General features: G+C 60.5%; 18 protein-coding genes. 6 read left to right on the top strand and 12 right to left on the bottom strand.

Features of this window, described 5'->3' with window-relative positions:
* From ACESMW_RS08745 to ACESMW_RS08770, 6 genes are all read right to left on the bottom strand, one after another.
* A partial coding sequence (locus ACESMW_RS08745; RefSeq protein WP_372986658.1) for an aldehyde dehydrogenase family protein occupies positions 1 to 1273 on the bottom strand: 1273 nt, incomplete at its 3' end.
* A gap of 10 nt (positions 1274 to 1283) precedes the next feature.
* Positions 1284 to 2390, bottom strand: coding sequence for a zinc-binding dehydrogenase (locus ACESMW_RS08750; RefSeq protein WP_372986659.1), 1107 nt, complete (start codon positions 2388 to 2390; stop codon positions 1284 to 1286).
* 125 nt (positions 2391 to 2515) lie between these two features.
* Positions 2516 to 4318, bottom strand: coding sequence for an acyl-CoA dehydrogenase (locus ACESMW_RS08755; RefSeq protein ID WP_372986660.1), 1803 nt, complete (start codon positions 4316 to 4318; stop codon positions 2516 to 2518).
* An 18-nt stretch (positions 4319 to 4336) separates the two neighbouring features.
* Positions 4337 to 5521 (bottom strand): acetyl-CoA C-acyltransferase, encoded by a 1185-nt coding sequence (locus ACESMW_RS08760; protein ID WP_372986661.1) that lies wholly within the window; start codon positions 5519 to 5521, stop codon positions 4337 to 4339.
* 187 nt (positions 5522 to 5708) lie between these two features.
* Positions 5709 to 7802 (bottom strand): 3-hydroxyacyl-CoA dehydrogenase NAD-binding domain-containing protein, encoded by a 2094-nt coding sequence (locus tag ACESMW_RS08765; protein WP_372986662.1) that lies wholly within the window; start codon positions 7800 to 7802, stop codon positions 5709 to 5711.
* 286 nt (positions 7803 to 8088) lie between these two features.
* Positions 8089 to 8913: an IclR family transcriptional regulator gene (locus tag ACESMW_RS08770; protein ID WP_372986663.1), complete on the bottom strand. Its 825-nt coding sequence runs from the start codon at positions 8911 to 8913 to the stop codon at positions 8089 to 8091.
* A 275-nt stretch (positions 8914 to 9188) separates the two neighbouring features.
* On the opposite strand from ACESMW_RS08770, the gene ACESMW_RS08775 reads away from it, so the two are divergent.
* The gene (locus tag ACESMW_RS08775; protein WP_372986664.1) at positions 9189 to 10118 is read left to right on the top strand and encodes a 2-hydroxyacid dehydrogenase; all 930 of its coding nucleotides are present in this window, start codon (positions 9189 to 9191) and stop codon (positions 10116 to 10118) included.
* 18 nt (positions 10119 to 10136) lie between these two features.
* Here ACESMW_RS08775 and ACESMW_RS08780 read toward each other — a convergent pair whose 3' ends face one another.
* Positions 10137 to 11498 (bottom strand): hypothetical protein, encoded by a 1362-nt coding sequence (locus tag ACESMW_RS08780; RefSeq protein ID WP_372986665.1) that lies wholly within the window; start codon positions 11496 to 11498, stop codon positions 10137 to 10139.
* A gap of 171 nt (positions 11499 to 11669) precedes the next feature.
* Between ACESMW_RS08780 and ACESMW_RS08785 the strand changes: the two genes are divergently transcribed.
* Positions 11670 to 12839 (top strand): acyl-CoA dehydrogenase, encoded by a 1170-nt coding sequence (locus ACESMW_RS08785; RefSeq protein WP_372986666.1) that lies wholly within the window; start codon positions 11670 to 11672, stop codon positions 12837 to 12839.
* On the opposite strand, the gene ACESMW_RS08790 is transcribed toward ACESMW_RS08785, so the two are convergent.
* The 4 genes from ACESMW_RS08790 to ACESMW_RS08805 form a co-directional block, all read right to left on the bottom strand.
* Positions 12824 to 13147, bottom strand: coding sequence for a DUF6316 family protein (locus ACESMW_RS08790; RefSeq protein WP_343813700.1), 324 nt, complete (start codon positions 13145 to 13147; stop codon positions 12824 to 12826). The genes ACESMW_RS08785 and ACESMW_RS08790 overlap by 16 nt on opposite strands.
* A 53-nt stretch (positions 13148 to 13200) precedes the next feature.
* Complete coding sequence (locus ACESMW_RS08795; protein WP_372986667.1) at positions 13201 to 14550, bottom strand: DUF1329 domain-containing protein; 1350 nt, start codon at positions 14548 to 14550, stop codon at positions 13201 to 13203.
* Positions 14551 to 14579: 29 nt separating this feature from the next.
* Positions 14580 to 16472 carry a DUF1302 domain-containing protein gene (locus ACESMW_RS08800; RefSeq protein WP_372986668.1) on the bottom strand — a complete coding sequence of 631 codons (1893 nt, stop codon included), beginning with the start codon at positions 16470 to 16472 and terminating at the stop codon, positions 14580 to 14582.
* Between the two features lie 123 nt (positions 16473 to 16595).
* Positions 16596 to 19583: a hypothetical protein gene (locus ACESMW_RS08805; RefSeq protein WP_372986669.1), complete on the bottom strand. Its 2988-nt coding sequence runs from the start codon at positions 19581 to 19583 to the stop codon at positions 16596 to 16598.
* Between the two features lie 280 nt (positions 19584 to 19863).
* Between ACESMW_RS08805 and ACESMW_RS08810 the strand changes: the two genes are divergently transcribed.
* The 4 genes from ACESMW_RS08810 (at position 19864) to ACESMW_RS08825 (ending at position 22963) form a co-directional block, all read left to right on the top strand.
* Entirely contained in the window at positions 19864 to 20451 is a 588-nt protein-coding gene (locus ACESMW_RS08810) for an RNA polymerase sigma factor (RefSeq protein WP_372986670.1), read from the top strand.
* Between the two features lie 10 nt (positions 20452 to 20461).
* The gene (locus ACESMW_RS08815) at positions 20462 to 21127 is read left to right on the top strand and encodes an anti-sigma factor family protein (RefSeq protein WP_372986671.1); all 666 of its coding nucleotides are present in this window, start codon (positions 20462 to 20464) and stop codon (positions 21125 to 21127) included.
* Complete coding sequence (locus ACESMW_RS08820) at positions 21124 to 21567, top strand: hypothetical protein (protein ID WP_372986672.1); 444 nt, start codon at positions 21124 to 21126, stop codon at positions 21565 to 21567. Before ACESMW_RS08815 ends, ACESMW_RS08820 begins: the two co-directional genes overlap by 4 nt.
* Before the next feature lie 79 nt (positions 21568 to 21646).
* Positions 21647 to 22963, top strand: a complete 1317-nt coding sequence (locus ACESMW_RS08825; RefSeq protein ID WP_372986673.1) for a tetratricopeptide repeat protein — start codon at positions 21647 to 21649, stop codon at positions 22961 to 22963.
* Positions 22964 to 23062: 99 nt separating this feature from the next.
* Here ACESMW_RS08825 and ACESMW_RS08830 read toward each other — a convergent pair whose 3' ends face one another.
* Positions 23063 to 24388 carry a DcaP family trimeric outer membrane transporter gene (locus ACESMW_RS08830; RefSeq protein WP_372986674.1) on the bottom strand — a complete coding sequence of 442 codons (1326 nt, stop codon included), beginning with the start codon at positions 24386 to 24388 and terminating at the stop codon, positions 23063 to 23065.
* Positions 24389 to 24411 lie beyond the last annotated feature (23 nt).

The raw sequence follows: 24411 nt of genomic DNA on the forward strand, positions 1-24411 counted from the left end.
GCTTGCCAGCTACCCGCTTGGCACGAGCATCATCGGCGGACCAGACGGCGCCAGACAGGCCGTAGGGGGTGCCATTGGCAATACGGATCGCCTCGGCTTCATCGTTATAGGGAATGATGCTCAGCACCGGCCCGAAGATTTCTTCCTGGGCGATGCGGCTGTCCGGCCGGACATTGCCGAAGACGGTGGCCTTGACGAAGTAACCCTTGTCGCAGCCTTCCGGCGCTTCCGGACCACCAGTCACCAGGGTAGCGCCTTCCTCGATACCGAGCCTGATGTAATCGATCACCCGGTCACGCTGCTGGGCGGACGACAGCGGGTCCAGGCGGGTGGTTTCCTCGAGCGGATTGCCCGGGGTCATCTTGGCCACGGCCGCTGCCGCCAGCTCACAGGCCTCATCGTGCTTGTCCGCCGGGACCAGCATGCGGGTCAGGGCGGTGCAGGTCTGGCCCGAGTTGAGCAGGCAGTTGTTCACGGTGCCCTTGACTGCGCCGGCGAGGTCGGCATCGGGGAGAATAATCGAAGCTGATTTGCCGCCCATCTCCAGGGCAATACGCTTGAAATCATCGGCCGCAGCGTGGGCAATCAGGTGACCGGTGCGGGTGGAACCGGTGAAGGACACCATGCGCACATCAGGATGCTTGATCAGGGTGTCGCCCACGGTCTGGCCCAGACCGCACACCATGTTGAACACGCCCTTGGGCAGGTCGGTGCCGTCCAGGATTTCTGCCAGGATGTAAGCGGTCTGGGGGGCAATTTCCGAAGGTTTGAGCACCACGGTACAACCGGCGGCAATGGCAGGCACGATTTTCAGGATCACCTGGTGCAGCGGGTAGTTCCAGGGGGTAATACAGCCGACCACACCCACCGGCGCGTATTGCACCTCGGAGTTGCCGGACTGCTCGGTGAACGGGAACTCCGGCAGCAGTTTCAGGTAGGTTTTGGTCACAGCCGCCGGCATGCCCGCCTGGATGGGCGTGGCCAGTTTGATCGGCATGCCCACTTCCCGGCTCACGGTCTCGGCAATCTCCGGCGCCCGCTCCTTCAATCCCGCGTGCAGCTGTTCCAGCACTTTCAGGCGCTGCTCAAGGGTGCTTTCAGACCAACTCTCGAAGGCGGCATCCGCTGCGGCGATAGCCTGCTCCATTTCCTCACGACCAGAGGCAGGTACGCGGGCAATGACGTCACCGGTGCCGGCCTCGTGGACATCGATCAGCTCGCCGCTCCAGTCGACCCACTGACCGTTGACGTAGTTCTTGCTCAATTCGTTCATGTTCTCCCCCTTAATCAAATACGATCACGCCACGGGCGTTCTTGCCTGCCACCATATCATCGAAAGCCTGGGCAGCCTCTTCAATGGGGTAGGTCCGGGTAATCAGTTCATCCAGCTTGAGTTTACCGGCCTTGTAAAGCCCCAGGATTCTGGGGAAATCGTGCTGCGGGCGGGCAGAGCCCAGCCAGCTGCCTTTCAGGGTGCGCTCATCGGCGGGCAGCGTCAGGGTGGTCAGTGAGGTCTTGTCCTTCGGATCGGCAACCCCGACTACCACGGCGGTGCCACCCCGGCCGAGACACTTGTAGGCCTGCTCCACCACCGGGCCGGCGCCCACGCATTCAAAGGCGTAGTCCACGCCACCGGTCAGTTTCTTCACGGCCTTTGCGGCGTCATCCACCTCGTTGATGTTGACCGTATGGGTCGCTCCGAATTCCCGGGCCATCTCCAGCTTCTTCGGGTTGCTGTCCACCGCCACGATCATCTCGGCACCGGCAGTGGCGCAGCCCTGGATGGCATTGAGACCCACGCCACCGATCCCGAACACCGCGGCCCGGGAGCCTGGTTCCAGTTTCGCGGTGTTGAACACGGCGCCAACGCCGGTCATTACCGCACACCCGACCAGGGCGGCGTTCTGCATGGGCACGGTGTCGTCCACCTTTACACAATTGTCCACGTGCATGGTGGCGTATTCCGCCATCACGCCGCAGGCCCCGAATACGTTCAGCGATTCCCCATTGGCATCTTTGGTGCGCACGGTGCCATCTGGCAGGGTGAACATGGCCTTGCGGGCGTTCTCACACAACACCGGGCGACCCCTGACACACTGGCGGCACTTGCCGCACATGGAGATGAAGGAGCTGACCACGTGGTCCCCCTCCTGGAATTCGTTCACCCCCTCCCCGACTTCCACCACAACGCCCGCAGCCTCGTGGCCCAGGACCAGGGGCGGCGGATAGGGAATCTTGCCGGTGGTGGCGGACAGATCGCTGTGGCACACACCACAGGCCGCAATCTTGATGGTAATCTCGCCCCGTTTGGGGCCTTCCACGGTGATGGTCTCGACCTGGACGGGCTGGCCCCATTCCCGGCAGACCACGGCTTTGGCTTTTCGATCCATTTTTACTCCCCTTTTTTGTTAATGGAGGGGTCAGATGAAGGGTTTCATCAGACCCCGGGGGTTGGTGGAAGTGAAGGTGAAATTGGGGTCAGAAGAACGCTTTCTTCTGACCCCGTCTTAGAGTCCTAGAACGCCTCATCGGCCATGCTCAAAGCCGTCTCGTCGGTCGTTTTCAAAAGCTCGGCGGTACTCACCACACCCGGCAACTCATAACGGGCAAAATACTCACAGGCCCTGAGCTTACCCTCGTAGAACGCATTGTCCTGCCCATCCGGGCTTTCCAGGCCCGCAACGGCCTTCAGGCCCTGGCGCAGCCACAGCCAGCCCACCACCACCTGCCCGAAGGCATCCAGATACAGGGTGGCGTTGGCCAGGGCTTTTTCCTTGTCGCCACTGGCCTTGACTGCGTTGATGGCTTCGGTGGCGCCGGCCATCGCCCGTGCAGCCTGCTCGAGACGCTCGGCACTCGCGGCGAGTCGTGAATACGCTCGGGCCTCACCAATGGTAGCCTCGATTCGATGCATCAGTTCCCGGTAGAACCGGCCATCGGCCAGGGAGACCTTTCGGCCCAGCAGGTCGAGGCCCTGGATCCCGTGGGTACCCTCATGGATCGGGTTGAGCCGGTTATCCCGGTAGAACTGCTCCACCGGATACTCCCGGGTGTAGCCATAGCCGCCATGCACCTGGATGGCCAGGCTGTTGGCCTCCAGGCAATAGCGGGATGGCCAGGACTTGATGACCGGCGTCAGCAGGTCCAGCAAGCCGGCGGCCAGCTCACGCTGCGCCCCGGTTTCCGCAAACTTCTTCTCGTCCACCAGCACCGCGCCCTGCAGGCAAAGAGCCAGACCACCTTCCACGTAGGCCTTCTGAGCCAGCAGCATGCGCCGGATATCGGCGTGGCGGATCAGCGGTACCTGTGGGCTGGACGGATCTTTCTCACCAATCGGGCGACCCTGCCGCCGCTCACGGGCGTACTCCAGGGCATGCAGGTAGCCGGTGTAACCCAGCATCACCGATCCCAGGCCCACGCCGATCCGGGCCTCGTTCATCATGTGGAACATGGCGGCGAGGCCCTGGTGGGGCTTGCCGACCAGGTAACCCACGGCACCATCCTGCTCACCGAAGTTGAGCATGGTGGAGGTGGTGCCACGATAGCCCATCTTGTGAATGAGGCCGGCCAGGGCGACATCATTACGCTCGCCCAGGGAGCCGTCCTCGTTCACCAGGATTTTCGGCACCAGGAACAGGGAAATACCCTTCACGCCCGGCGGTGCGTCCGGTAATCGGGCGAGCACCATATGAATGATGTTTTCGCTCAGCTCGTGATCACCACCGGAGATGTAGATCTTGTTTCCGAACAACCGGTAGCTACCATCCGCCTGGGGCTCGGCGCGGGTACGGAGATCCCCCAGGGACGAGCCGGCATGGGGTTCGGTCAGGCACATGGTGCCGAAAAACCGGCCCGCCAGCATCTGGTCCGCATAACGGGCCTTCTGCTCCTCACTACCATGGGCCAGGATCAGGTTAGCGGCCGCGATGGTCAGGCCGGCGTAACCCTGGGTGCCAACATTGGCGCCCTTGAGCAGGCCGACGCACATCTGCGCCACCGCTGCCGGCAGCTGCATGCCGCCCCGTTCGTAATCCTGGCTGGCTGCCATCAGGCCGGTACCCTTGAGCACGTCCAGGGCCTTGCGGACTTCCGGTCGCATCTCTACCCGGCCGTTTTCAAAGGTGGGTTCTTCCTCGTCCACCAGGCGGGCGTGCGGCGCAAACTCCTCCGCCGCCACTTTCAGGGCCAGGTCCAGCGCCGCCTGCAGGGTCTCGCGATTGTGCTCCGAGTACCGTTCGAACCGCAGCACCTGCTCCACGTCGTGCAGCTCATAGAGCTGGAACGCCAGATCCCGGGTGTTGATGATTTTCTGCTGCATGGCGACGCTCTCCCGGGCTTATACCACTTCGAACAGACCGGCCGCGCCCTGGCCGCCACCGATGCACATGGTGATTACAACGTACTTGGCGCCGCGACGCTTACCTTCGATCAGGGCGTGGCCGGTCTGGCGAGAGCCAGTAACGCCGAAGGGATGACCAATGGAGATGGAACCGCCATTGACGTTCAACTTCTCCATGGGGATTCCCAGGCGGTCACGGCAATACACGACCTGGGACGCAAAGGCCTCATTGAGTTCCCAAAGATCAATATCGTCCATTTTCAGACCAGTACGCTCGAGCAGGCGGGGAATGGCGAAAACCGGACCAATGCCCATTTCATCGGGCTCACAACCGGCCACGGCGAAACCACGGAAGATCCCCATGGGCTCGATGTTGTGCTTCTCGGCGTAAGTGCTGTTCATGACGGTACACACTGACGCGCCGTCAGATAGCTGGCTGGCGTTACCGGCGGTGATGAACTGGTCCGGGCCACGTACCGGCTCCAGACCTGCCAGTCCCTCGAGAGTGGTGTTCGGGCGGTTGCACTCGTCGCGGTTCAGAATGACCTGCTTTTCGCTAACCTCGCCGGTTTCCTTGTCCTTGACCAGCATGGTGGTATCGAAAGGCACGATTTCATCGTCGAATTTGCCGGCCTGCTGGGCAGCCGCCGTGCGCTGCTGGGAGATCAGGGAGTATTCGTCCTGGGACTCCCGGCTCACGTTGTAACGCTTTGCCACGATGTCAGCCGTTTCAATCATCGACAGATACAGCTCGGGCTTGTTTTTCATGAGCCAGTCATTGGTGGCATGAAAGCTGTTCACATGTTCGTTTTGAACCAGGGAAATGGACTCGACGCCCCCCGCCACCATGGCGGGCACTTTCTCGGACACTACCCTTTGGGCTGCCATGGCGATGGACTGCAGGCCGGAGCTACAGAACCGGTTAATAGTCAGACCGGCGGTGGTGACCGGAAGACCGGCACGAATAGCCGCCAGACGGGCGACATTCCGGCCTTGGGCACCTTCCGGGTAGGCGACACCCATGATGACATCTTCAACAATGGCCGGATCAATGCCGGCCCGCTCGACCGCGTGCTTGATGACATGGCCGGCCATGTCCACGCTGTGGGTGTTGTTCAGGGAGCCCCGGTAGGATTTACCAAGGCCGGTGCGGGCGGTGGAAACGATGACTGCTTCGGACATGATTCTGCTCCGGTTAAGGTGGGGTCAGAAGAAAATCTTCTTCTGACCCCGGAGTTTGGGTTGAAAATGGTGAAGGTGGGGTCAGATGAACGCTTTCATCTGACCCCGTTTTAGGGAGTGAGCGTGAGCCTGGGGTCAGAAGAAAGCTTTCTTCTGACCCTGTCTTGGAGCCCACCCCACTCTCAGATCAAAGATCGCCGAACGCCTTGCCTTCGCTGACCAGCTTCTCCAGCAATGCCGACGGCTGCCACTGCTCACCGCCAACGGTGTCCTGGTACTTCTTGACGGCAGCAAGGATGGTGTCCAGACCTTCCTCGTCGGCCCAGAACATGGGGCCACCGCGGTAGGCCGGGAAGCCGTAGCCGTAGATCCAGACAATGTCGATGTCGATGGGACGGTCGGCGATGCCCTCTTCCAGGATCTTGGCGCCTTCGTTGATCATCACGTACATGCAGCGCTCAAGGATTTCCTGGTCGGTGATTTCACGCGGGGTAATGCCCTGCTCCTTGCGGAACTCCTCGATCAGCCGCTCCACTTCGGGATCCGGAATCGGCTTGCGGCTGCCTTCCTCGTATTTGTAGACACCCGCCTGGGTCTTCTGGCCAAGACGGCCCTGTTCGGCGAGCTTGTCCATCCAGCTGGCCGGGATGTCCTCGCCGGCCTTGCGGCGCTCTTCACGGATGCGGTAACCCACGTCGATACCCGCCAGATCGGACATGGCGAACTGCCCCATGGGGAAGCCCAGGTCAGTCAGAACCTTGTCCACCTGCTGCGGCGTGGCGCCCTCATCCACCAGGGACATGGCCTCGGTACCGCGCTTGTGCAGCATCCGGTTACCGACAAAGCCGTAGCAGTTGCCGACCATGACACCCACTTTCTTGATCTTCTTGGCGACCGCCATGACCGTGGCCTTCACTTCATCGGAGGTCTTGCTGCCACGCACGTTCTCCAGCAGCTTCATGACGTTGGCCGGGCTGAAGAAGTGCATGCCCACCACGTCTTCCGGACGCTTGGTGGCAGAAGCGATCTCGTCGATGTCCAGGGTGGAGGTGTTGGAAGCCAGGATGGCGCCGGGCTTGCAGACCTCATCCAGCTTGGCAAAGATTTCCTTCTTGATGGCCATGTTCTCGAACACGGCCTCGATCACCAGGTCAACATCCCGGAAATCGTCGTAGGTCAGGCTCGGGGTGATCAGCGCCATGCGCTGCTCCACCTGCTCCTGGGTGAGCTTGCCTTTCTTCGCGGAGTTCTCGTAGTTGCGGCGGATGATGGCCAGGCCCTTGTCCAGCGCTTCCTGCTTCACCTCGACGATGGTGACCGGAATGCCCACGTTGGCGAAGTTCATGGCGATACCGCCACCCATGGTGCCGGCGCCGATGATGCCTACACTCTTCACATCATGGACCGGGGTGTCCTTGGGCAGACCCTTGACCTTGGAAACTTCACGCTCACCAAAGAACGAATGGATCAGGCCCGCGCGCTGGGGCGACTCCATACACTCCATAAACAGTTCCCGCTCGCGCTTCATGCCTTCCTCGAACGGCAGGTTGAACGCGGCTTCCACGGCATCGACACACTTGAACGGGGAGAACAGACCACGCGCACGTTTCTTCAGGCCTTCCCGGAACTGGTCAAAGACATCACTGCCTTTCTCGGCCTCGATCTTGTCGGTGATGTCACGCACCCGGCGTACCGGCTTGCCTTCATCCGCAATCTTCCGGGCAAAGGCCAGACCCACGGCACGGATGTCGTCGCCATCCTCCACGGCATCGACAATACCCAGCGCCAGAGCGTCCCTGGCACCGACGAACTCACCGGTGGTAATCATTTCCAGAGCCTTCTGGGCACCGGTCAGACGAGGCAGCCGCTGGGTACCGCCAGCACCCGGCAGCAGGCCGAGCTTCACTTCCGGCAGGCCCACCTTGGCGCTGCTCAGGGCCACCCGGTAATGGCAGCTCAACGCGGTTTCCAGGCCGCCACCCAGAGCAGTGCCATGAATCGCGGCAACCAGGGGCTTGTCACTGTTCTCGTAGGTATTCACGACTGTGGGAAGTGTCGGGTCCTGCATCGGCTTGCCGAATTCCCGGATATCGGCGCCGGCAATAAAGGTGCGCCCTTCGCACACCAACAGCAGTACCTTGGCGTCTGTGTCCTTCTGGCCTTGCTCCAGGGCTGCAAGCAGACCCGAGCGAACAGCGTGGCCGAGGGCATTGACCGGCGGATAGTTCACGGTAATAACGCCGATATTGCCTTCCCGGTTATAGCTTACGACCTCAGACATAATTTCTCCTCGCCTTAATTGAAATGATATTTTAACTAGCGAAACATGCGTACGATTTAATACAAGTTTCCGGACGGTTTCAACCGTCCATTAAACTACAGACACAAAAAAACCGCAGAATTTCCTCTGCGGTTCTTTGATTCGGAGTTCGTCGGGAGGCAACGAGTAGGTCCTTCCGAAACACGCTGTGAATACGTCCATGTACGCTCTGCTCCGCCATCCCTGGCTCCGCAAGGTTTCGGAAGGACCTACTCGCCGCCTCCCTTCGTGCCCTCGCAGTCAGTAATCAAACGCCCAGTGATTCGATATCACCCGCCAGCATCGCCAGCTGGTGGGCAATGGAGCCACGGAGCTTTTCAGCAGATACCAGGTAGGAGGGCGCCGCACAGGTCAGGGCCATGATGGTGCCATCCTGCAGGTGGATGGGCACGCCCGCGGAGTTGATGTTGCGGTCCCACTCTCCCAGGGACAGGCAGAAGCCGTGCTCCTTGTAGTCCTTCATGGCCTGCTCCAGGCCTTCTTTCTTCTCCGGCCAGGCATCGCCGTACTTGTCAGCCATGGCCTCGTCGATCATGGTGCGGGCCTTGTCGCTGATGGCGCAGTAGTAGGCGCGACCTGCGGAGGTGGTGGCCATGGGCAGTTTCAGGCCGATCTCCATGCGGAGCAGGGACGCTTCCGGAGGCAGCCGGTTTTCCACGTAGATCATGTGCAGGCGGTCGCGGCAGGTCAGGCCCACGGACATGTTGGTCTGGCGGGCAAACTCGTCCATGTAAGGCTTGGCCAGCTGGCGCACCTTGAGATTCGAGACGTAGGCATAACCCAGCGCCAACACCCCGGAGCTGAGCTGGTATTTCTCCAGCTGGGTGTTGTAGCTCAGGTAACCAAGCTTGGTGAGGGTGTACGTCATCCGGGACACGGTCGGCTTGGGCAGTCCGGTGATGCGGGCAATATCCTGGTTGCCGAGGATGACCGAACCCTGGCTGAACGCGCGGAGCACATCCAGGCCCCGGGACAGGGCCTCGACAAACTTGCGGTCCTTTTCCGGCTTGACCGGCTCACCGTCACCGGATGCCACTCTCAGTTCCGGTGAATTTTGTTTTGTTCTTGCCATAGTGGGGCGTCCTCCAACCACGTCGCCTGCTCCGGTGTCCGGGGTATCAATCTGATGAATGACTAAAGATGCGCCATTTTAATCGCTGAGCAAATCAAGTACCAGAAAGTCTTTTCAAAACCCGTGCCAAATATGAAACACTCTCAGGTAATGTTTCAAAACAAAAATCGCAGGGCGATACCAGATACCGCCTTTACCCGATTTTCTCGATATCTTATTCTGCATTGCAAAACAAAATAGCAGTGTAAATTGCCAGTTACGACCCCGGAGGCGAAATGAAGGTTCTATTTGTCGCAGGTGACCCCACGCCGGAACGCTGGACAGTTCCCATCAAGGAGCTGTTGCCGGAGGCGGAGGTTCACGTCTGGGATCCCGACGGTCCGGCGATCGACGCCGACTACGCCATCGTCTGGCAGCCACCGGCGAGACTGTTCAAGCGGGAGAAGAAGCTCAAGGCAGTGTTCAACCTCGGTGCCGGTATCGACGGGTTGCTGAAAGTGCCCAACCTGCCCGAAGACCTGACTGTGGTGCGCCTGGAAGACGCCGGCATGTCGGTGCAGATGGCCGAATACGTGCTGCACCAGTTGCTGGAAGCGAGCCGTGGGATGGAAACCTACCGGGAGCAGCAGCGCCAGGGCATCTGGAAGATTCATCGCCCGATCAAGCGCAGCGAGTGGCCCGTGGGTGTCATGGGGCTCGGGCATATCGGCAAGCGGGTGGCGCGCACCCTGGCGGATCTGGATTACCGGGTGAATGGCTGGGCCCGGAGCGAGCACGCGCTTGATGGTGTGCGGACCTATGCCGGTCCAGAACAACTCGGCGAATTCCTGAAATCCACCCGGGTTCTGGTCAACACCCTGCCCCTGACCGATGAAACCCGGGACATCATCGACTATGAACTGATGAGCCAGTTGCAGCCCAGCGCGGTGCTGATCAACGTCGGCCGGGGCGAACACCTGGTCGAGGACGACCTGCTGAAAGCCCTGGACGAGGGCAAACTTTTGCGGGCCTCACTGGATGTGTTCCGCAAGGAGCCGCTGCCCGAGGGGCATCCGTTCTGGCAACGCAGTGAAATCACCATCACCCCGCACATCTCCGCCAGAACACTGCGGGATGCCACCCTGGAACAGATCACCGGCAAGATCCGGGATCACGCCCGGGGCCGGCCCATTACCGGCATCGTCGATACCAGCCGAGGTTACTGACCCGGCAGCTGGCACCGATCATTCCACGGTCGGTGCCAGCCAGGCCACCAGGGCCGTCAGCACCAGCAGCAGGGGGATGGCGATCAACACGAACCGCCCGTTCCAGCGAAATGCCACCACCCACCGGGATACCTGGCCAAACCGGGAAAGCAGCATCACCGAGGGACCAAAGGGCGAGAGCATCATGGCCAGGGAAAAGCCGATCACCAGGGCCACGGCAACCGGCAACGGATTCATCCCGCCAGCCACCAGTTCCGGCAGCAATCCGGCCTGAACACTCAGCACCGTGATCGGAATGACCCCGATCATGGAAAACATGGGCATCATCAGCATCCCCAGCACCGCCAGCAGGAAAACACCACTCCCGCTCTGAAGCAGGCCGGCAAGCGCATCGGCGGGAATCACTCCTGACAGGGCTACCCCGAGAATGGCCGAGGCGGCAAATATGGCCATCTCATTATTCATGGTCCATACCTGCTCCGCTCCCTCCCGCAGAACCGGCACCAACCTCCGCTCCTGCCCAAACATGTAAAGCAGGGTCACGGAAGGCACCGTCAGCATGGCCGCCACCGACACCTTGAGCCCGGTGCTCGCCACCAGGGCCGCCATCACCGCAAACACCACCAGAATGAGCACCAGCAAACGCCCGGTGCCCGCCGGCCAACCCTCGAGGGCCATTCGTTCACTGCTGACCCTGCGGAACCGGCGCTGCTCCAGCACCCAGCCAACGGCCACCAGTAGCAGCGCGGCAATCACTCCGAATGGTAACAACAGCGACCAGCTCAGCTGGGGCAACTCGCGAGTGAGAATGGCCACCGCCACACTGGTCGGCGCCACCAAAGGCACCAGGGCAAAACCCCGGAGGGCGCTGATCAATACGCTGCGCAACCACTGCAATCGTGATTCACCGGTAATACCGCGCTCACGCAGGGTCTCCGAGAGCGTGCCACAGAGCAGGCTCATCATGCCGAAACTCAGCACCGAGGCGATGCCGCAGCTGACCAGGGCGTATTTCGGATACAGCCAGCCTGGCCGGCCGCCGAGCAGCACATCGTGGATCCGGCGCAATACCTCGAATCGGCGCACCAGACACTGCATCATGCCCAGGCTGCCGAGGAACGCCGAATAGAACGCCGCATCCGACGCCGCTTTCATCAGCTGATCCGTCCCCAGCGCACCATAGCCGGCGAGTCCTCCCAGTACCGCAAGAGACAGTAACAGCAGCATGCGGGCATAGCCCTGAAGACGCCCCGCTCCGATCAGGAAGGCAGCCACAAAGATGCCACCGGCAAACGCGCTCAACTCGCGGTTGCCAAAGCAGATGGCGACCAGTTCGGTCAGCACCGCCAGCGATACCAGCCATTGCAGATTCGTGTTCATAGCCGCCCCGACCAGCGACGCTTGATCACTGCTTGCATTTCCATAATACCCGGATTAGTCTTTTGCCATTCATTTACAAAACTGTGTTTCGCTAAACGAAACTATATTAACACACAACGCCGGGAAATCTCATGATCGGGCTTCCCGCTCATTGCCTGCAGGAGAATACGTATGGCTTCCGCACCCTGGAATGACCTGCTGAATTTCGACGCACAACTGGACGAGACCGAGCGTCAGGTCCGCGACAGCATCCGCAGTTTCTGTGACCAGCAGCTGATGCCGGGCATCATCGAAGCCAACCGGCACGAGAAATTCGACCGCAACATCTTCAACCAGATGGGCGAACTGGGCATGCTCGGCGCCACCCTGCCGGAGGAGTATGGCGGTCCGGGCCTGAACCATGTCTGCTACGGCCTGATCGCCCGGGAAGTGGAGCGCGTGGATTCCGCCTACCGTTCAGCCCTGAGTGTGCAGTCTTCCCTGGTCATGTACCCGATCTTCTCCTACGGCAAGAAAGCACTGAAGCAGCGCATCCTGCCCAAGCTGGCGTCCGGGGAATACGTGGGCTGCTTCGGCCTGACCGAACCCAACCATGGTTCCGATCCCGGTGGCATGGAAACCCGTGCGAAAAAAGTCGACGGCGGTTATCTGTTGAGTGGTTCCAAGACCTGGATCACCAACTCACCCATTGCCGACATCTGCGTGGTCTGGGCCAAGCTGGACGGCAAGGTGAACGGCTTTGTCATCGAACGGGAAGGTGCCAAGGGACTGGACACCCCGAAAATCCAGGGCAAGTTCTCCCTGCGGGCTTCCGACACCGGCTCCATCTTCATGGATGAGGTGTTCGTACCCGAGGAAAACCGTCTGGAAGTGGAAGGCCTGAAAGGACCGCTGAGCTGTCTGAACAAGGCCCGCTTCGGGATCAGCTGGGGCGCCCTGGGCGCGGCGGAATTCTGCTGGCACGCCGCCCGCAACTACACCCTCGAGCGCAAGCAGTTCGGCAAGCCCCTGGCCGCCAACCAGCTGATCCAGAAAAAGCTGGTGGATATGCAGACCGAGATCACCATCGGCCTGCAATCAGTGCTTCAGCTGGGTCGCATGATGGACGCCGGCATTGCCACTCCGGATGCGGTGTCACTGCTCAAGCGCAACAACTGCGGCAAGGCCCTGGACATCGCCCGGGTTGCCCGGGACATGCATGGCGGCAATGGTATTGCCGACGAGTACCACGTGATCCGCCACGTCATGAACCTGGAGGCGGTGAATACCTACGAGGGCACCCACGATGTACACGCCCTGATTCTTGGCCGGGGCCAGACCGGGATTCAGGCGTTCAGCTGAATCGCGGTCTCCACCGGCAATACTGCCAGCAGGTCGGCGCACAGGTCGCAGGCCGGCTGGCAGCACTTCTGGACGGAGTGCTCCATGAACGCGGCGGCTTCGGTATGGTCGCAATGACTCAGCCTGCCGCTACAGATCGCCACATGGCGATACAGACCTTCTACAGCCTCGAGACGGGTATCATAGGGTCCGCGCTCGGGGATCTCTCGGGTCCGGACGTACCATTTGCCACTGCGGTACACGAGGCGGTTATCGATCTCGAGCAATCCTATCCGGGTCAGAATATCAATCACCTGAAAAGCCTCCATAAGACCTCCCCGGCGCCTGGCCGGAGAGGTGGGTCTCATCCCATCGCCCGCTTTTAGCGGACACCCGCGCGCCGGAGCGCAGCCGGCGTGTATTCCCGGGAGCTGCGTTCGGTGCCGTACTCGTAGGGATTGTCTTCCTCGTTCGTCAGCCCCATCACCAGGTACCGGCCAGAGAGCAGGTCGTACAGGGTTTCGAAGGCATAGGCCGGGATCTTCGCGTCGTAGATCTGCATGGCATGGGCTTCGGCCACCCGCCAGAGATTGCCCTTGCCGTCATAGTGATCGACCACCGCGACCTGCCAGGTATCCTCGTCGATGTAGAAATCCCGGACCTGATAGATATGACGCTCGCCGTCCTTGAGGGTGGCGCGGACATGCCAGACCCGGTGCAGTTCATAGCGGGCCAGGCCCTGGTCCACATGGCCCGGCTTGATGATGTCGGTGTAGCTCAGATCGGCGCTGGCCATCCGGTAGGAGTTGTACGGGATATACAGCTCCTTCTTGCCCACCAGCTCCCAGTTGTACTTGTCCGGAGCGCCGTTGTAGAGATCCAGGTTATCCGAGGTACGCTGGCCATCGGCGGCCGTACCCGGACCGTCATAGGCCACATTGGGCGCCCGGCGCACGCGACGCTGCCCGGAGTTGTACAGCCAGGCCCGGCGTGGCTCCTTGACCTGGTTGATGGTCTCGTGCACCAGCAGCACGTTACCAGCCAGGCGTGAAGGCGCGGTGATGGTCTGCTTGAAGTAGAACATCACGTTGGGATCTTCCGCGGGATCATAGTCTTCCAGCGCTACCCGTTCGGTGAAGGACTCGGTGAACTTCACCGGGCTGAAATCGCCATTGGGCTGGGGCGTCACCTGGGCCACGTTGCGGGTGAACGAGCCACCCCGATACCGGGTGATGTGGTTGAAGATCGCCTCAAGCCCGTTTTCCGGAATCGGGAACGGAATGGCGGTCTGATAGTTCTGAAGGCCATTGCCACTCTCCACCAGCTCCACCGTGGTGGCGTTTGCCTTGCTCTTCTGCTGGATGGATTCCGGATAGGTCGCTGTCCGCCGGGTTTCGTATACCGGCATGAAGTAGTCGTCGTACTTCCTGATCATGGCGACCTGGCCCGGGGTCAGGTTATCGCTGTACTGATCCACGTTGCTCTGGTCGATCCGGAACAGCTCCTGGTCGCCCGGGAAGGGGTCAACATAGCGTCCATCGCCCTTGTAGCCGGCCGGCGCTTCGGTCAGCCCTCCCGTCCAGGCAGGGATCTCGTCGCCATTGCCGGCCTTTTCGGCACCGATCGGGGTCAGGGTGTCACCCAGTTTGGCGGCCTCTGCGGCCCCCGCGTTGGCGGAGACCATCATCGCTGCGGTTACAGCTCCGTAGATCAGGGTTCTTGTAGTCTTCATGGTGCTCACCTTTAAGGTCACGTGTTGATTCAGAAGGAATAGGAAACGGAAGCGGCAACGAAATCCCGGTCATTGATCTCGTTGTAATCGCCGCCGAAGTAGGTGGTGTAACTCAGGGATGCCTTGTAGGAGTTCTGATAGGTGGCATCGAGGCCGAGGCCCACGGACTTGTTGCCTTCCTTGAAGTTGCCACCCGGGTCCGGCGCGTAGCCTTTGACATCGTGGGTCAGGAACAGCTTCGGGCGCAGGTTGACCCCGGCAAAGGCACTCGGATAATCCCAGACAAACAGGGTCCGGTAGCCCCAGGAGAAGCTGGTGGTGAAGCCGTCACCGCCGCAGTTGGTGGGATTGATGTTCAGGCGCGGAACGTCATCGGTGCCCTGGCTGCAGAAATCTCCAGTGAAGCTCTCACCTTCCAGAGGTACGGGACCAACCCCCCAGATACCGGATCGGCCATAACGGGCCTCGGACTTGCCCGGAAGGTCGTGGACGTAAGTCGCGCCGACTTCGCCAACGATGATGAAGCGGGCGGCGCCCATCACACGGTCAATGAAGTGGATAAAGGTCGCCTGCGCTTGGGACACGCCGAACCGGTCGTAACCGTCCACGGGTTTGCCCGCGTAGTTGTAGTCCTTGTCGATCTCACGCTGCTCAAGCTTGCTGATCACCTGGCCGTCCGGGCCGCGCTGTTGTACCCCCCCGTATATCAGCTCGAAAGTGTTCCACTGGATCGGCATGTTTGGCCGGTAGCTGTACTCCGCCCCGAGCGAGGTTCCGGTGGGAAGCGTGGTGTTGACACTGATCCCGTACAGCTCGATGTCCTGCGGGTACTCGATGAAGTAACTGGGGAAACGTGCATCCGGAAGGGTGGGATCCCGCATCTGGGTTTCGTCGGCATCAGCGGGGTTATTCACCACACCGCTGATGTAGGGCAGCCGACTGTTGTAACGGGTGTAAAACAGGCCCAACTCGGCGCCCAGATCTGTCATATACCAACGGGCAGCCATACCATATTGGTCGGTGTCTCCTGGCTCCTTGTCACCGATGCGCGGCGAGATAAAGCCTTCTTCAAAGGCCTGTGAATCCGGCACCTGGCCGGCCAGCAACACCGGGCCGCAACCATCCGCCGCCACATCCGCCGTGGAGAAGAAAGTACCGCAATCATCAATGCGAAACGGCTCCCAGTCGGTCTGCACGAACGCCTCCAGGGTGACCTCCGGCGTAATGCCGACCGAGCTGTAGAGCATTTCCACCGGCAGAAGCACGTCCTTCAGCTCGGCGCCCGGGGCTCGGAACGCGGGGACATCAATGGGATTGACGGCGTTAATGCCTCCGAGAATGAAGGTGCTCTCGCCCCAGTTCACCACCTGGCGACCATAACGGACGGACACCGGGGTATCCCCGAAATACCAGTCGGTGAACACGTAGGCATCCAACAGGTCGGCCCCGGCGGCGTTATCCAGGGCCTCCTCATTGAGCTCCCGGCGCTGGCCGACCGGATCCACCGCCCGGGGGTTGTCCTTGAGCTCGTAGTCGTAGTAGTAGGTGCCACGGACGAGGGCGCCGACCCTGGTCAGGGTATCGCTGTCCGGCACGTAGTCCAGGAACAGCTCCGAGCGGCCCCGCAGGATCTGGGAGTACGGCTCGCCCTTTTCGAAATTGAGGTTGCCGTCATCAAAATTGTTCGAGGAGGCACCGATGTTGCTGAACGCAAATTCCGGTCCGAGGTTGCCCTGGGAGATCAGGTCCTTGTCCTGATCCTCCAGGCGGTAGGCCATACCCGCCGTGAGCGTCGTGCTGAACGAGGCATCAATTTCGTAGATGCTGAAGTCGAACGCCGACGCGGTCATTGAGAGGCCAGCGAGTTGGACGGCCAGCGCGAGCCGCAGGGGCGTATTCAGGGTCGGTTTTGTTGTTTTCATTGCGTGTTACTCCGCAAGTTTCAGGCAAAGCCTCCCCGTCTGGCGAGGCTAACGCCATGTTTTTATCGATATCCTTGGGAATTCCGGGCACCACCCGGAGGGGTGCCCGCTGATGGAATCAGGTCACAGCCCGAGCCCTCCATCGAGGAGGCCGCCATCACCGCCTCCGTCTCCACCGCCACCACCACTGTTGGGGGTGTCACCGGCGTCGGTGTTGCCACCGCTGGCGGTACAATCGGTACCACTGGTGTCGGCATCCTGGACCACGCAGGGGTTGACCACGGACACCGTTCCGTCGGTGAACAGCTGCAGCATCTGGGCCGTCATTTCGTCGAAGACTGCCCGGGAGGAGAAGGGATCGGCCTCTTTCTGACCCGCGGAAATCGGGTTGCCATGGGAGCCTTCCAGATAGCGGGTGATTAGCGGAAGACCGTCGGTCTGCAGGGGCGTGGATTCCGCACCCATGGCCGCCGCCAGGGGATCGGTCCCCGCCAGCGGCATGTTTTCACCGTCGATCACGAAGCCTGTTTCGGGAATCGTGGTGGACAATGGTCCCAGCGGATACAGCACATCATCGGCCGCATTGGGCACAGTGTTATCCGTCGGGCGATCGGGGTCATCCGGAACGCCCGCAATCTCGGTCAGCAGGATCGGCACTTCCTTATAGAGCGGCGCGAAAGCGACCGGATCCGCCGAGTCGAGCAGCCCCTGGAACACATTGAAGTAGATATTGAGTTCCGTACGGCCCTGGGAGAGCAGACCATCCGAGGCGGCATCAAGTCCCGGCAGCACTCGCGGAGCCACCGATTGGGAGTTCTCTACCAGGCGCCCGAAGCTGCCACCGGTATTGAACAGGTTGGCGGCCAGGATCGGATTGAGATTTTCGTTGCCTGCTTCGATGGCGGCGTTATTGACGTGGGGGAAGGCTGCGCCACCCATGCCACTCAGGGAATGGCTCAGGAAATAGACACGATCCGGATCCAGGTTGAGGCCCTGGGGACAGGCGTCGCAGGCGGCAATGGCATCTTCGATCGCCTGCAACGATGCATTCACGTTAAGCAGGTCCAGGGCGCCCTGGCGCATGTTGTCCCGGGTATTCGCGTAGTTGGCGAAGTTCAGGAACAGGCTGCCGGATTCCGGCGCTTCCAGCTGATCGGCGGGTACCGGATTCAAATCTGCATCGGCCGCGAAGCCGAAGTGACGCTCGGTAGCCTCGGGGGACGCGCCGGCTTGCTCGCTGATCGGGTTGAGGCCAACGAAGCCTTCACCAAAGATCCCGTGCAGTGGCTGATCGATACCGATGGTGACAAAACAGTCATGGCTGTTGCCGGGATCTGCGCACAGCAGGCCCGCCGCCGTTGCCAGTGGCAGGGTGGCAGAGCGGTCCGTGGTCACCGCATGCTGGTAGATGATGACCGGGTAGCCATTTGCAGGAACACCACCGCTCAACGTCAGGAACGTTGCATTGTTGGTGTCCGGCGCAGTGATCACGATAGGTACTGTCGTATCCGCGTTCTTGCCAGCAAACGGGAAGCGATAGGTGATCCGGTCCGAGGGCGCATCGTTAAGGCTGTCATTACCGGAAAAATCAGCCGGCAACCAGCTTTCGGAGGTCAGCACTGAACCATTACCGTCCTCGGGCACAGTCTGGAAATACGGCAGAGTGATTTCACCCTCGTAGACATGGACATTCAGAGGCGTGCCCTGGATTTCCTGGGCCAGCGCCGGATTCACATCGCCACCATCTCGCTGACTGAATACCCGCACATTCCGGGGCTTGGGCGTATCAACCAGGGTTTCGGCCGTCGAGGCAAGGGCCTGGGCATCCGGCTCCACATCCACGCTCATATCCGTGGCCTGCGCTGTCGCTGCCTGCGCCGTATAGGCCAACTGGCGATCCTCCAGGTCATCCGAAACCAGGTCTGTGAAGAGCACAGTCATGCCATTATCCCGGGCCTCGGTCAGAAGCGTGGCCAGCTCTTCATCGTAAAGGCGGAAACCGGGGTCCGTCAGTGTCTGGTAGATCTGGCTGTTGAGTGCTTCCTCCTCGGACGTAGCACCCTCGCCCAGCACCTGGTCACTGAGGTTATAGAAACCGTCCAGCAGCCTGTTCAGGGCCTGCTGGCGTTGGGCGACCGACAGAACGGACCGGTAATAGGTGATCGGTGCCGCATTGGCGAGCAGAACGTCATCCACTGCGGTAGTAGTGATGGTGGTCGAGTAGGTGACGTCCGCAAAGCTCTGGGCAAAGCCCGCCGATGCAGCAACCTCGCGCTTGAAGTCAAAGTAGTCTGCGGCGAGCTGACGCGCCGGCAGCATGGCATCGCGGAACGGCTGGAAGGCCGCATTGGACAGTGTGCGCTCGGGATCGGCAACGCTCTGGAAAGTGGGTGAACCAACCAGAGCCTCACCCTCAGCATCAACAATATCGTTGGTAAGCGCCAGAACGTACTGGGTCTTTTCCGCCAGCGGCTCCAGTGGCAGGACCCGCACCAGGTTGTTCTGCCCCCCATCAATGTCCAGCAACTCGACCCGGAGCTTTTCCCGTAGCAGATCGCTGAAGATAGCATCGGCTTCGGCGGTATTGCCCTGCTCCCGGAGCCTGAGTGCCTGGCGGTAGCGGATGGCCGGTGTCAGTCCGGCAACTTCGATATCCAGGGCTTCGATGGTGTCGCCGCTGGCGTATTCAACCGGGAAGAAAAACACGTTCTGATCCGGGTTCGGAACCACTTCCCCGTCCACCTCGACAAAGTCCCGGGCATCCAGGATCTGCTGGCTATCGAGGCTGGCGCTGATCTTGATATCGACGGGCGCCAGCACTGAGCTGCCATCGAGGAAGCCGATGCCGGTGGTGACCGGGTTGGCGGGATCGGTGCCATTGAGCATGGTGCCGTCATCCACCTCACTCAGATAAAACAGGGCATCGCTCGGGATGGGGAACTCGGTTTCCAGTGGATCGAATAACGGGTGAACGCCACGTTCTATCAGATTGCTGGTGATGTTGTAATCGGGATTGGCGTTCTTGCTTGTCTGGCTGCTTCCATCGAGACAACCGGACAAACCCAGTGTCGTAGCCGACAGCGCAGCAAGGCATACGGTGCGAATCAACATGTTTCGTTACCTCTGGTTTTTTGTAGTTCGACGGTCCCTCGCCTTTAGCTGCCCTCGACGGAGGTCTAATTGCAAAGGTTCCAAAACCAGGAGCACTTTTTTGTCATTTCAGTCAAAAATAATCACAAAAACCTGATATTTAAGAAGAAAATTTATATTCAATTTTTTACAAACGGACATACCCCAGCCGGAAGCGCGCTGGTACCATTAAAAAATGCGACAAAAACCATAAAACTCACGCAGCACCGAACAGGTGCAGGGTGTTTTCAGGGGTACCCGCTTGGCCTTACTTCCATTTCGCCAATCAAAATCGAAACGTTTCGATCGTCTGGTTCAGCCCCACCTGAAGACGATGTTCACCTTTGCCTACCGGTTAACCGGCCGTGAGCACGATGCCGAGGACCTGGTCCAGGACGTGGTGGTCAAACTCTATCCGCGGTTGGACGAGCTGGAATCCGTCGACCACCTTCGACCCTGGCTACACCGGGTGCTTTACCGGCATTTCGTCGATACAATCCGTAAACGACCAGCGGGACGGGAGATCAACACCAGCGCCCTGGATCTCCATGACGAGCAAACGCCGTTTCTGGAGACCCGGGTCGGTAGCGAGCCAGACCCGCTGGCCAAGGTGGAAGGCGATATCCGGAGCCAAACCCTGAAACGGCTGCTCGGAGAGCTTCATCCCGACCAGCGAACCCTTTTATTGCTCCATGACGCCGATGGCTGGCGTCAGGAAGACATTGCAGAGGTACTCGACGTGCCCATCGGCACCATCAAATCACGGCTTCATCGGACCCGCGCCCTGCTCCGCACAAAATTGCAGGAAGAGCTGGAACCTTTTGAGCAGCAAGTCCGTGGACTCAAGTGAGGTAGATGCGATGAACTGCAAACATTTTCTGCAAGACGTGGATGCGATGGCGGCCGGCGAGCTCTCCGAGCCGGTGGAGCTGGAGATGCGCCGGCACGCCGATCGCTGCGGAGCCTGTGCCAGGGCCCTGTCTTCGGCCACACTGATGATGGAAGAAGTGGCCCGGGAACGGGCGCCCGAACCGGACCAGGGATTCGAGGCGCGAATGCTGGCGGCTGCGAAGCGAGGCGAACAGCCATCGGCGAAACGCTCCTGGACAATACCCGTCTGGGGAGGGGCCGTAGCGGCGGCCCTGGTCGTAGGGATCTTCATCGGCAGCGAATTTTCCGGGCCGCAACAGCCGGCGAAGCCGATAGCAGAGACGAGCACAACCACCGTGCAGGAGGTTGCTGCTGCGGGAGATCAGAAGACCGTCCGGCTCGCATTCACCTCCACGGAGGCAGTGGACAACGTCACTCTGACCCTGGAACTGCCCCCAAACATGGAGCTGGCGCCCTTTCCCGGTCGCCATCGCGTAAGCTGGAAGGTGAACCTGAAGCCCGGGGATAACCTGCTCGCCCTGCCCCTGAACATTCTGTTCCCTGGTGCAGGCACCCTGGTAGCCCATCTGGATGATGGCCGCAAACGCAAAACCTTCCGTACCGACATTGGCACGACACTGGAGCCATCGTCATGAGGTCAGCATTATTATTGCCACGGCTGGTGGCGGCCATGGGCATGGCCCTGGGACTCGCCCTCGTACCCGCATTGGCAGCCGCGGAAACGGACTTTGAAGTCACCATGAGAATGGTCGAGGACGAGGACACACTCGATTCATCATTCGTTCAGGAAATGGAACTGCCCGAATCGGTCGATGAGCTGGATATCACCGAAATCAGGGATGAGACCAGGGACCTGGAAGAAACACTCGCCTCCGAGTCGAGGGAAACCCGGGATGCCCTTGAACTCGAATTTCCCGGCGAAGAAGAACCCGACCTGCTCGAGACAGAACTGCCAGAGACGGACCTGCTTGATCCCGACCTGGATCTGCTCAAGCCAGGTGAGGATCTGCTGGACACCGGAGACGAACTACTCGACAAGGGTAACGACCTGCTCGATAGCGGGACGGCCAACTAATACCTGATTTTCTGCTCCTTCATGAGTTAAGCTTGTCCTTGATACGCCGGTTTCCGTTCCAGCTTCAAGGATACTCTGCTTGCTGCTTCGCTCCGCAAACCTTCTGTTTATTGCATGGTCGATCACGCTGTCTCCGGCATTGAAGGCTGATGCCAATGGGGAAGCGGCCAACCAGTTGCGGGCCGGAATTGTCGCCTTCAAGGCCGGCAACCTCGAACAAGCACGAACCCTCCTTGAATCCGCCGCCGACCTCGGCATGAATTCCCGCGCCCTGACCTACAACCTGGGCGTCATTTATTACAAGACCGGTGATTTCGAGAGCGCCGAGCGCATGTTCCGGCAGCTGACCGAAACCCGTCAGAGGACTCTGGCGTTTTACAACCTGGGCCTGATTGCCCTTGCCCGGGAAAACGAAGCCGGTGCCCGGGCAGCATTCCGGGAAGTGGTTGACGCCGGAGATGCAAACAACCTGACCCACCTGGCGACGGCCCAGCTGGAACGCTTGGGCGAACGCGCGCCCCCACTCCCCTGGCAGGCTCTTGTATCACTGGCGGCTGGCTATGAAGACAACATCGGGCTGTTTCCTGACGAAGCATCCCGCGCCATCGAAGACAGTTTCCTGGAATCGGTGGCCGCAGCATCCGGCTATGTCTATCGGCAGGGCCAACAGGGTCTCAGGCTGCAGGGTCAGGCCTACACCCGGGAATACGATACCGAGGATGACTTCAACTCCCACCTGCTACGCCTGGATGCCAAATGGGAGTATCGGCTGGATGACTACCGTCTGCACGCCGGTTTAGGTGGCGACAAGCTCTGGTACGGTGACAAGTCCCGGGAAGAAAGAGGCAGAATCACCACCGGACTGACCACGTCAGCCTGCGCCCTCGGGGCAGAGCGAGCGCGGTGTTCGCTGTCCGCCCGGGCGGAACAGGTATCGGCCGCTTCCCGTTACGATGCCTATGACGGCCGGCACTACCGACTGGATGCCCGTTACCGGGCGCGCCTCGGCGACTGGGGCGGCGGGCTGCGGTATTACCTGGATTACGATGACCGCCGGAATCTGGCAACAGAGCGGGAGTACTTCAGTGTATCTCCCCTGGGGCAAACCCTGGAGATCAGTACCAGCTATTACCCGGTTCAGGCTCTGGAAATCGGCGGCGTGCTCAGCTACCGCTACAACTTTTACCGCAAGGCCCACCGCCTGCAGGTGCCCGAAGGCACCTGGATCATCAACCGTGTGGACCAGCGCCTGTCGCTCAGCATGAATGCCGACTACCGGATCAACGACACCTTCTCGATCGCAGCCGGCTGGCGGGGCGTCCACAACGAAAGCAACATCGCCCGCTACGAATACGACCGCAATACCGTCACCCTGGGCATTACCGCCCTGCTCTGATCCCGGCACAAAAAAGCCCCGGTGCGGGGAAGCCGCCGGGGCTAAGGAAGAGCACTGCACCTGAGACAGGCTACAACTCAAAAAAGGTCCGTTGTGGGATCAGAAGCTCAGCTTGGCCGAGGCCATGACCTGCTCGTAGTGCTCACTGCTGTCCGAGGCGATCTGGCCGAAGTCCCAGTAGGCGTATTCCAGCCCGAGCGTCAGGTTCTTGTGGGCAGACCACAACAGGTTGGCGTGGACGGAGGTGGAGGAATCAAAGTAACTGAGCGTACCCGCAGGGGAGAACTCCAGGTCATCCACGATCTCGGTGTGCGAGACCGTCACGGACGAACGCCAGTCCGAAGACCAGAAATGACGATACGCCGCCGTGGCGCCATAGGTTTTCAGCGGTTCTACCTCACCTGCCGCCAGGGCACCCAGGTCCACATCCGGGTAGGTCAGCAGTCCCATATAACGCCCCAGGGCGCCATAACTGTATTGAAGGCGCAGATCGTCACGACCGATGGTGGGGATGCGTGCGCTGAGTGACACCGCGCCGGAGGTCTCGGTCTTGTCCGCGGCGTCGTCCTCGAAGCTGCGAACCATGCCGGCAATGGAATAGAAGCCGAATCTGCCACGGATCTGGTAACGGGCCGTCAGGTCCGGATAGGACTGATCATCATAGGAATTGCCGTAGTAACCGTCTTCCGGATTTTCCAGCGCCACCATCAGCTTGCCGCCCGGCACAGCCATGTTGTAACGCAGCATGGGCTGGGTCGCGTAGATAAAAGCCGCCTGCTTACCCTGGTTCAGTATTTCCGGCATGGCAGCCAGGTCGGTGAAGGTGGTGTAGGTCTGCCCGAAATCCCAACCATTCCATGAACCATAGGCCTGGCGCAGGCGCGGCGCGTAACTGTTGGAGACGATTTCATTGCCGGTTTCGCTGAACCCGTCGTTCAGGTCCTGGTTGAAGTCCATCTCGATGTAGGTGGTCAGGTCGTGTCCGAAGACGTCTCCGGTACTGGTCCCGATACTGATCCGGGATTCCCGGGCGCTGAAGCCGGTCTTCCAGTCACTGCTACCGTTGGCGGCGGCTTTGGCGAAGGTCCGGGGCAGGCCAATGGAATAGCCGTTGAGACTGCCGTCACCATCGGACCCGAAGATGGCGTCCGCCTTGATAAAACCGCCGAAGGAAATTGTGGTGTCCCCGATCTTGATGCCGTCACCGTCCCGCAGCAGATAGGTGTTGTCCTCCTGCAACTCCGGCGCCGTTGATACCGCACCGGCGAGCTTTTCTTCCAGCTGCTGCACACGGTCTCGCAGCTCCTGCAGCTCGCTGTTGTCCTGGGCGGTTGCGGTCGCTGCGCCCAACAGCATCAGGGGGGCACCGGCCAGGGCGACGGCGCGGGCAAGTGGACGGGCGTTGAAGCGTGTTGTTGTTGTCATCTCTTGACCTCGTATCGGAATCG

Source organism: Marinobacter sp. (assembly GCF_041690455.1).
In the GTDB taxonomy this organism is placed as follows: Bacteria; Pseudomonadota; Gammaproteobacteria; order Pseudomonadales; family Oleiphilaceae; genus Marinobacter.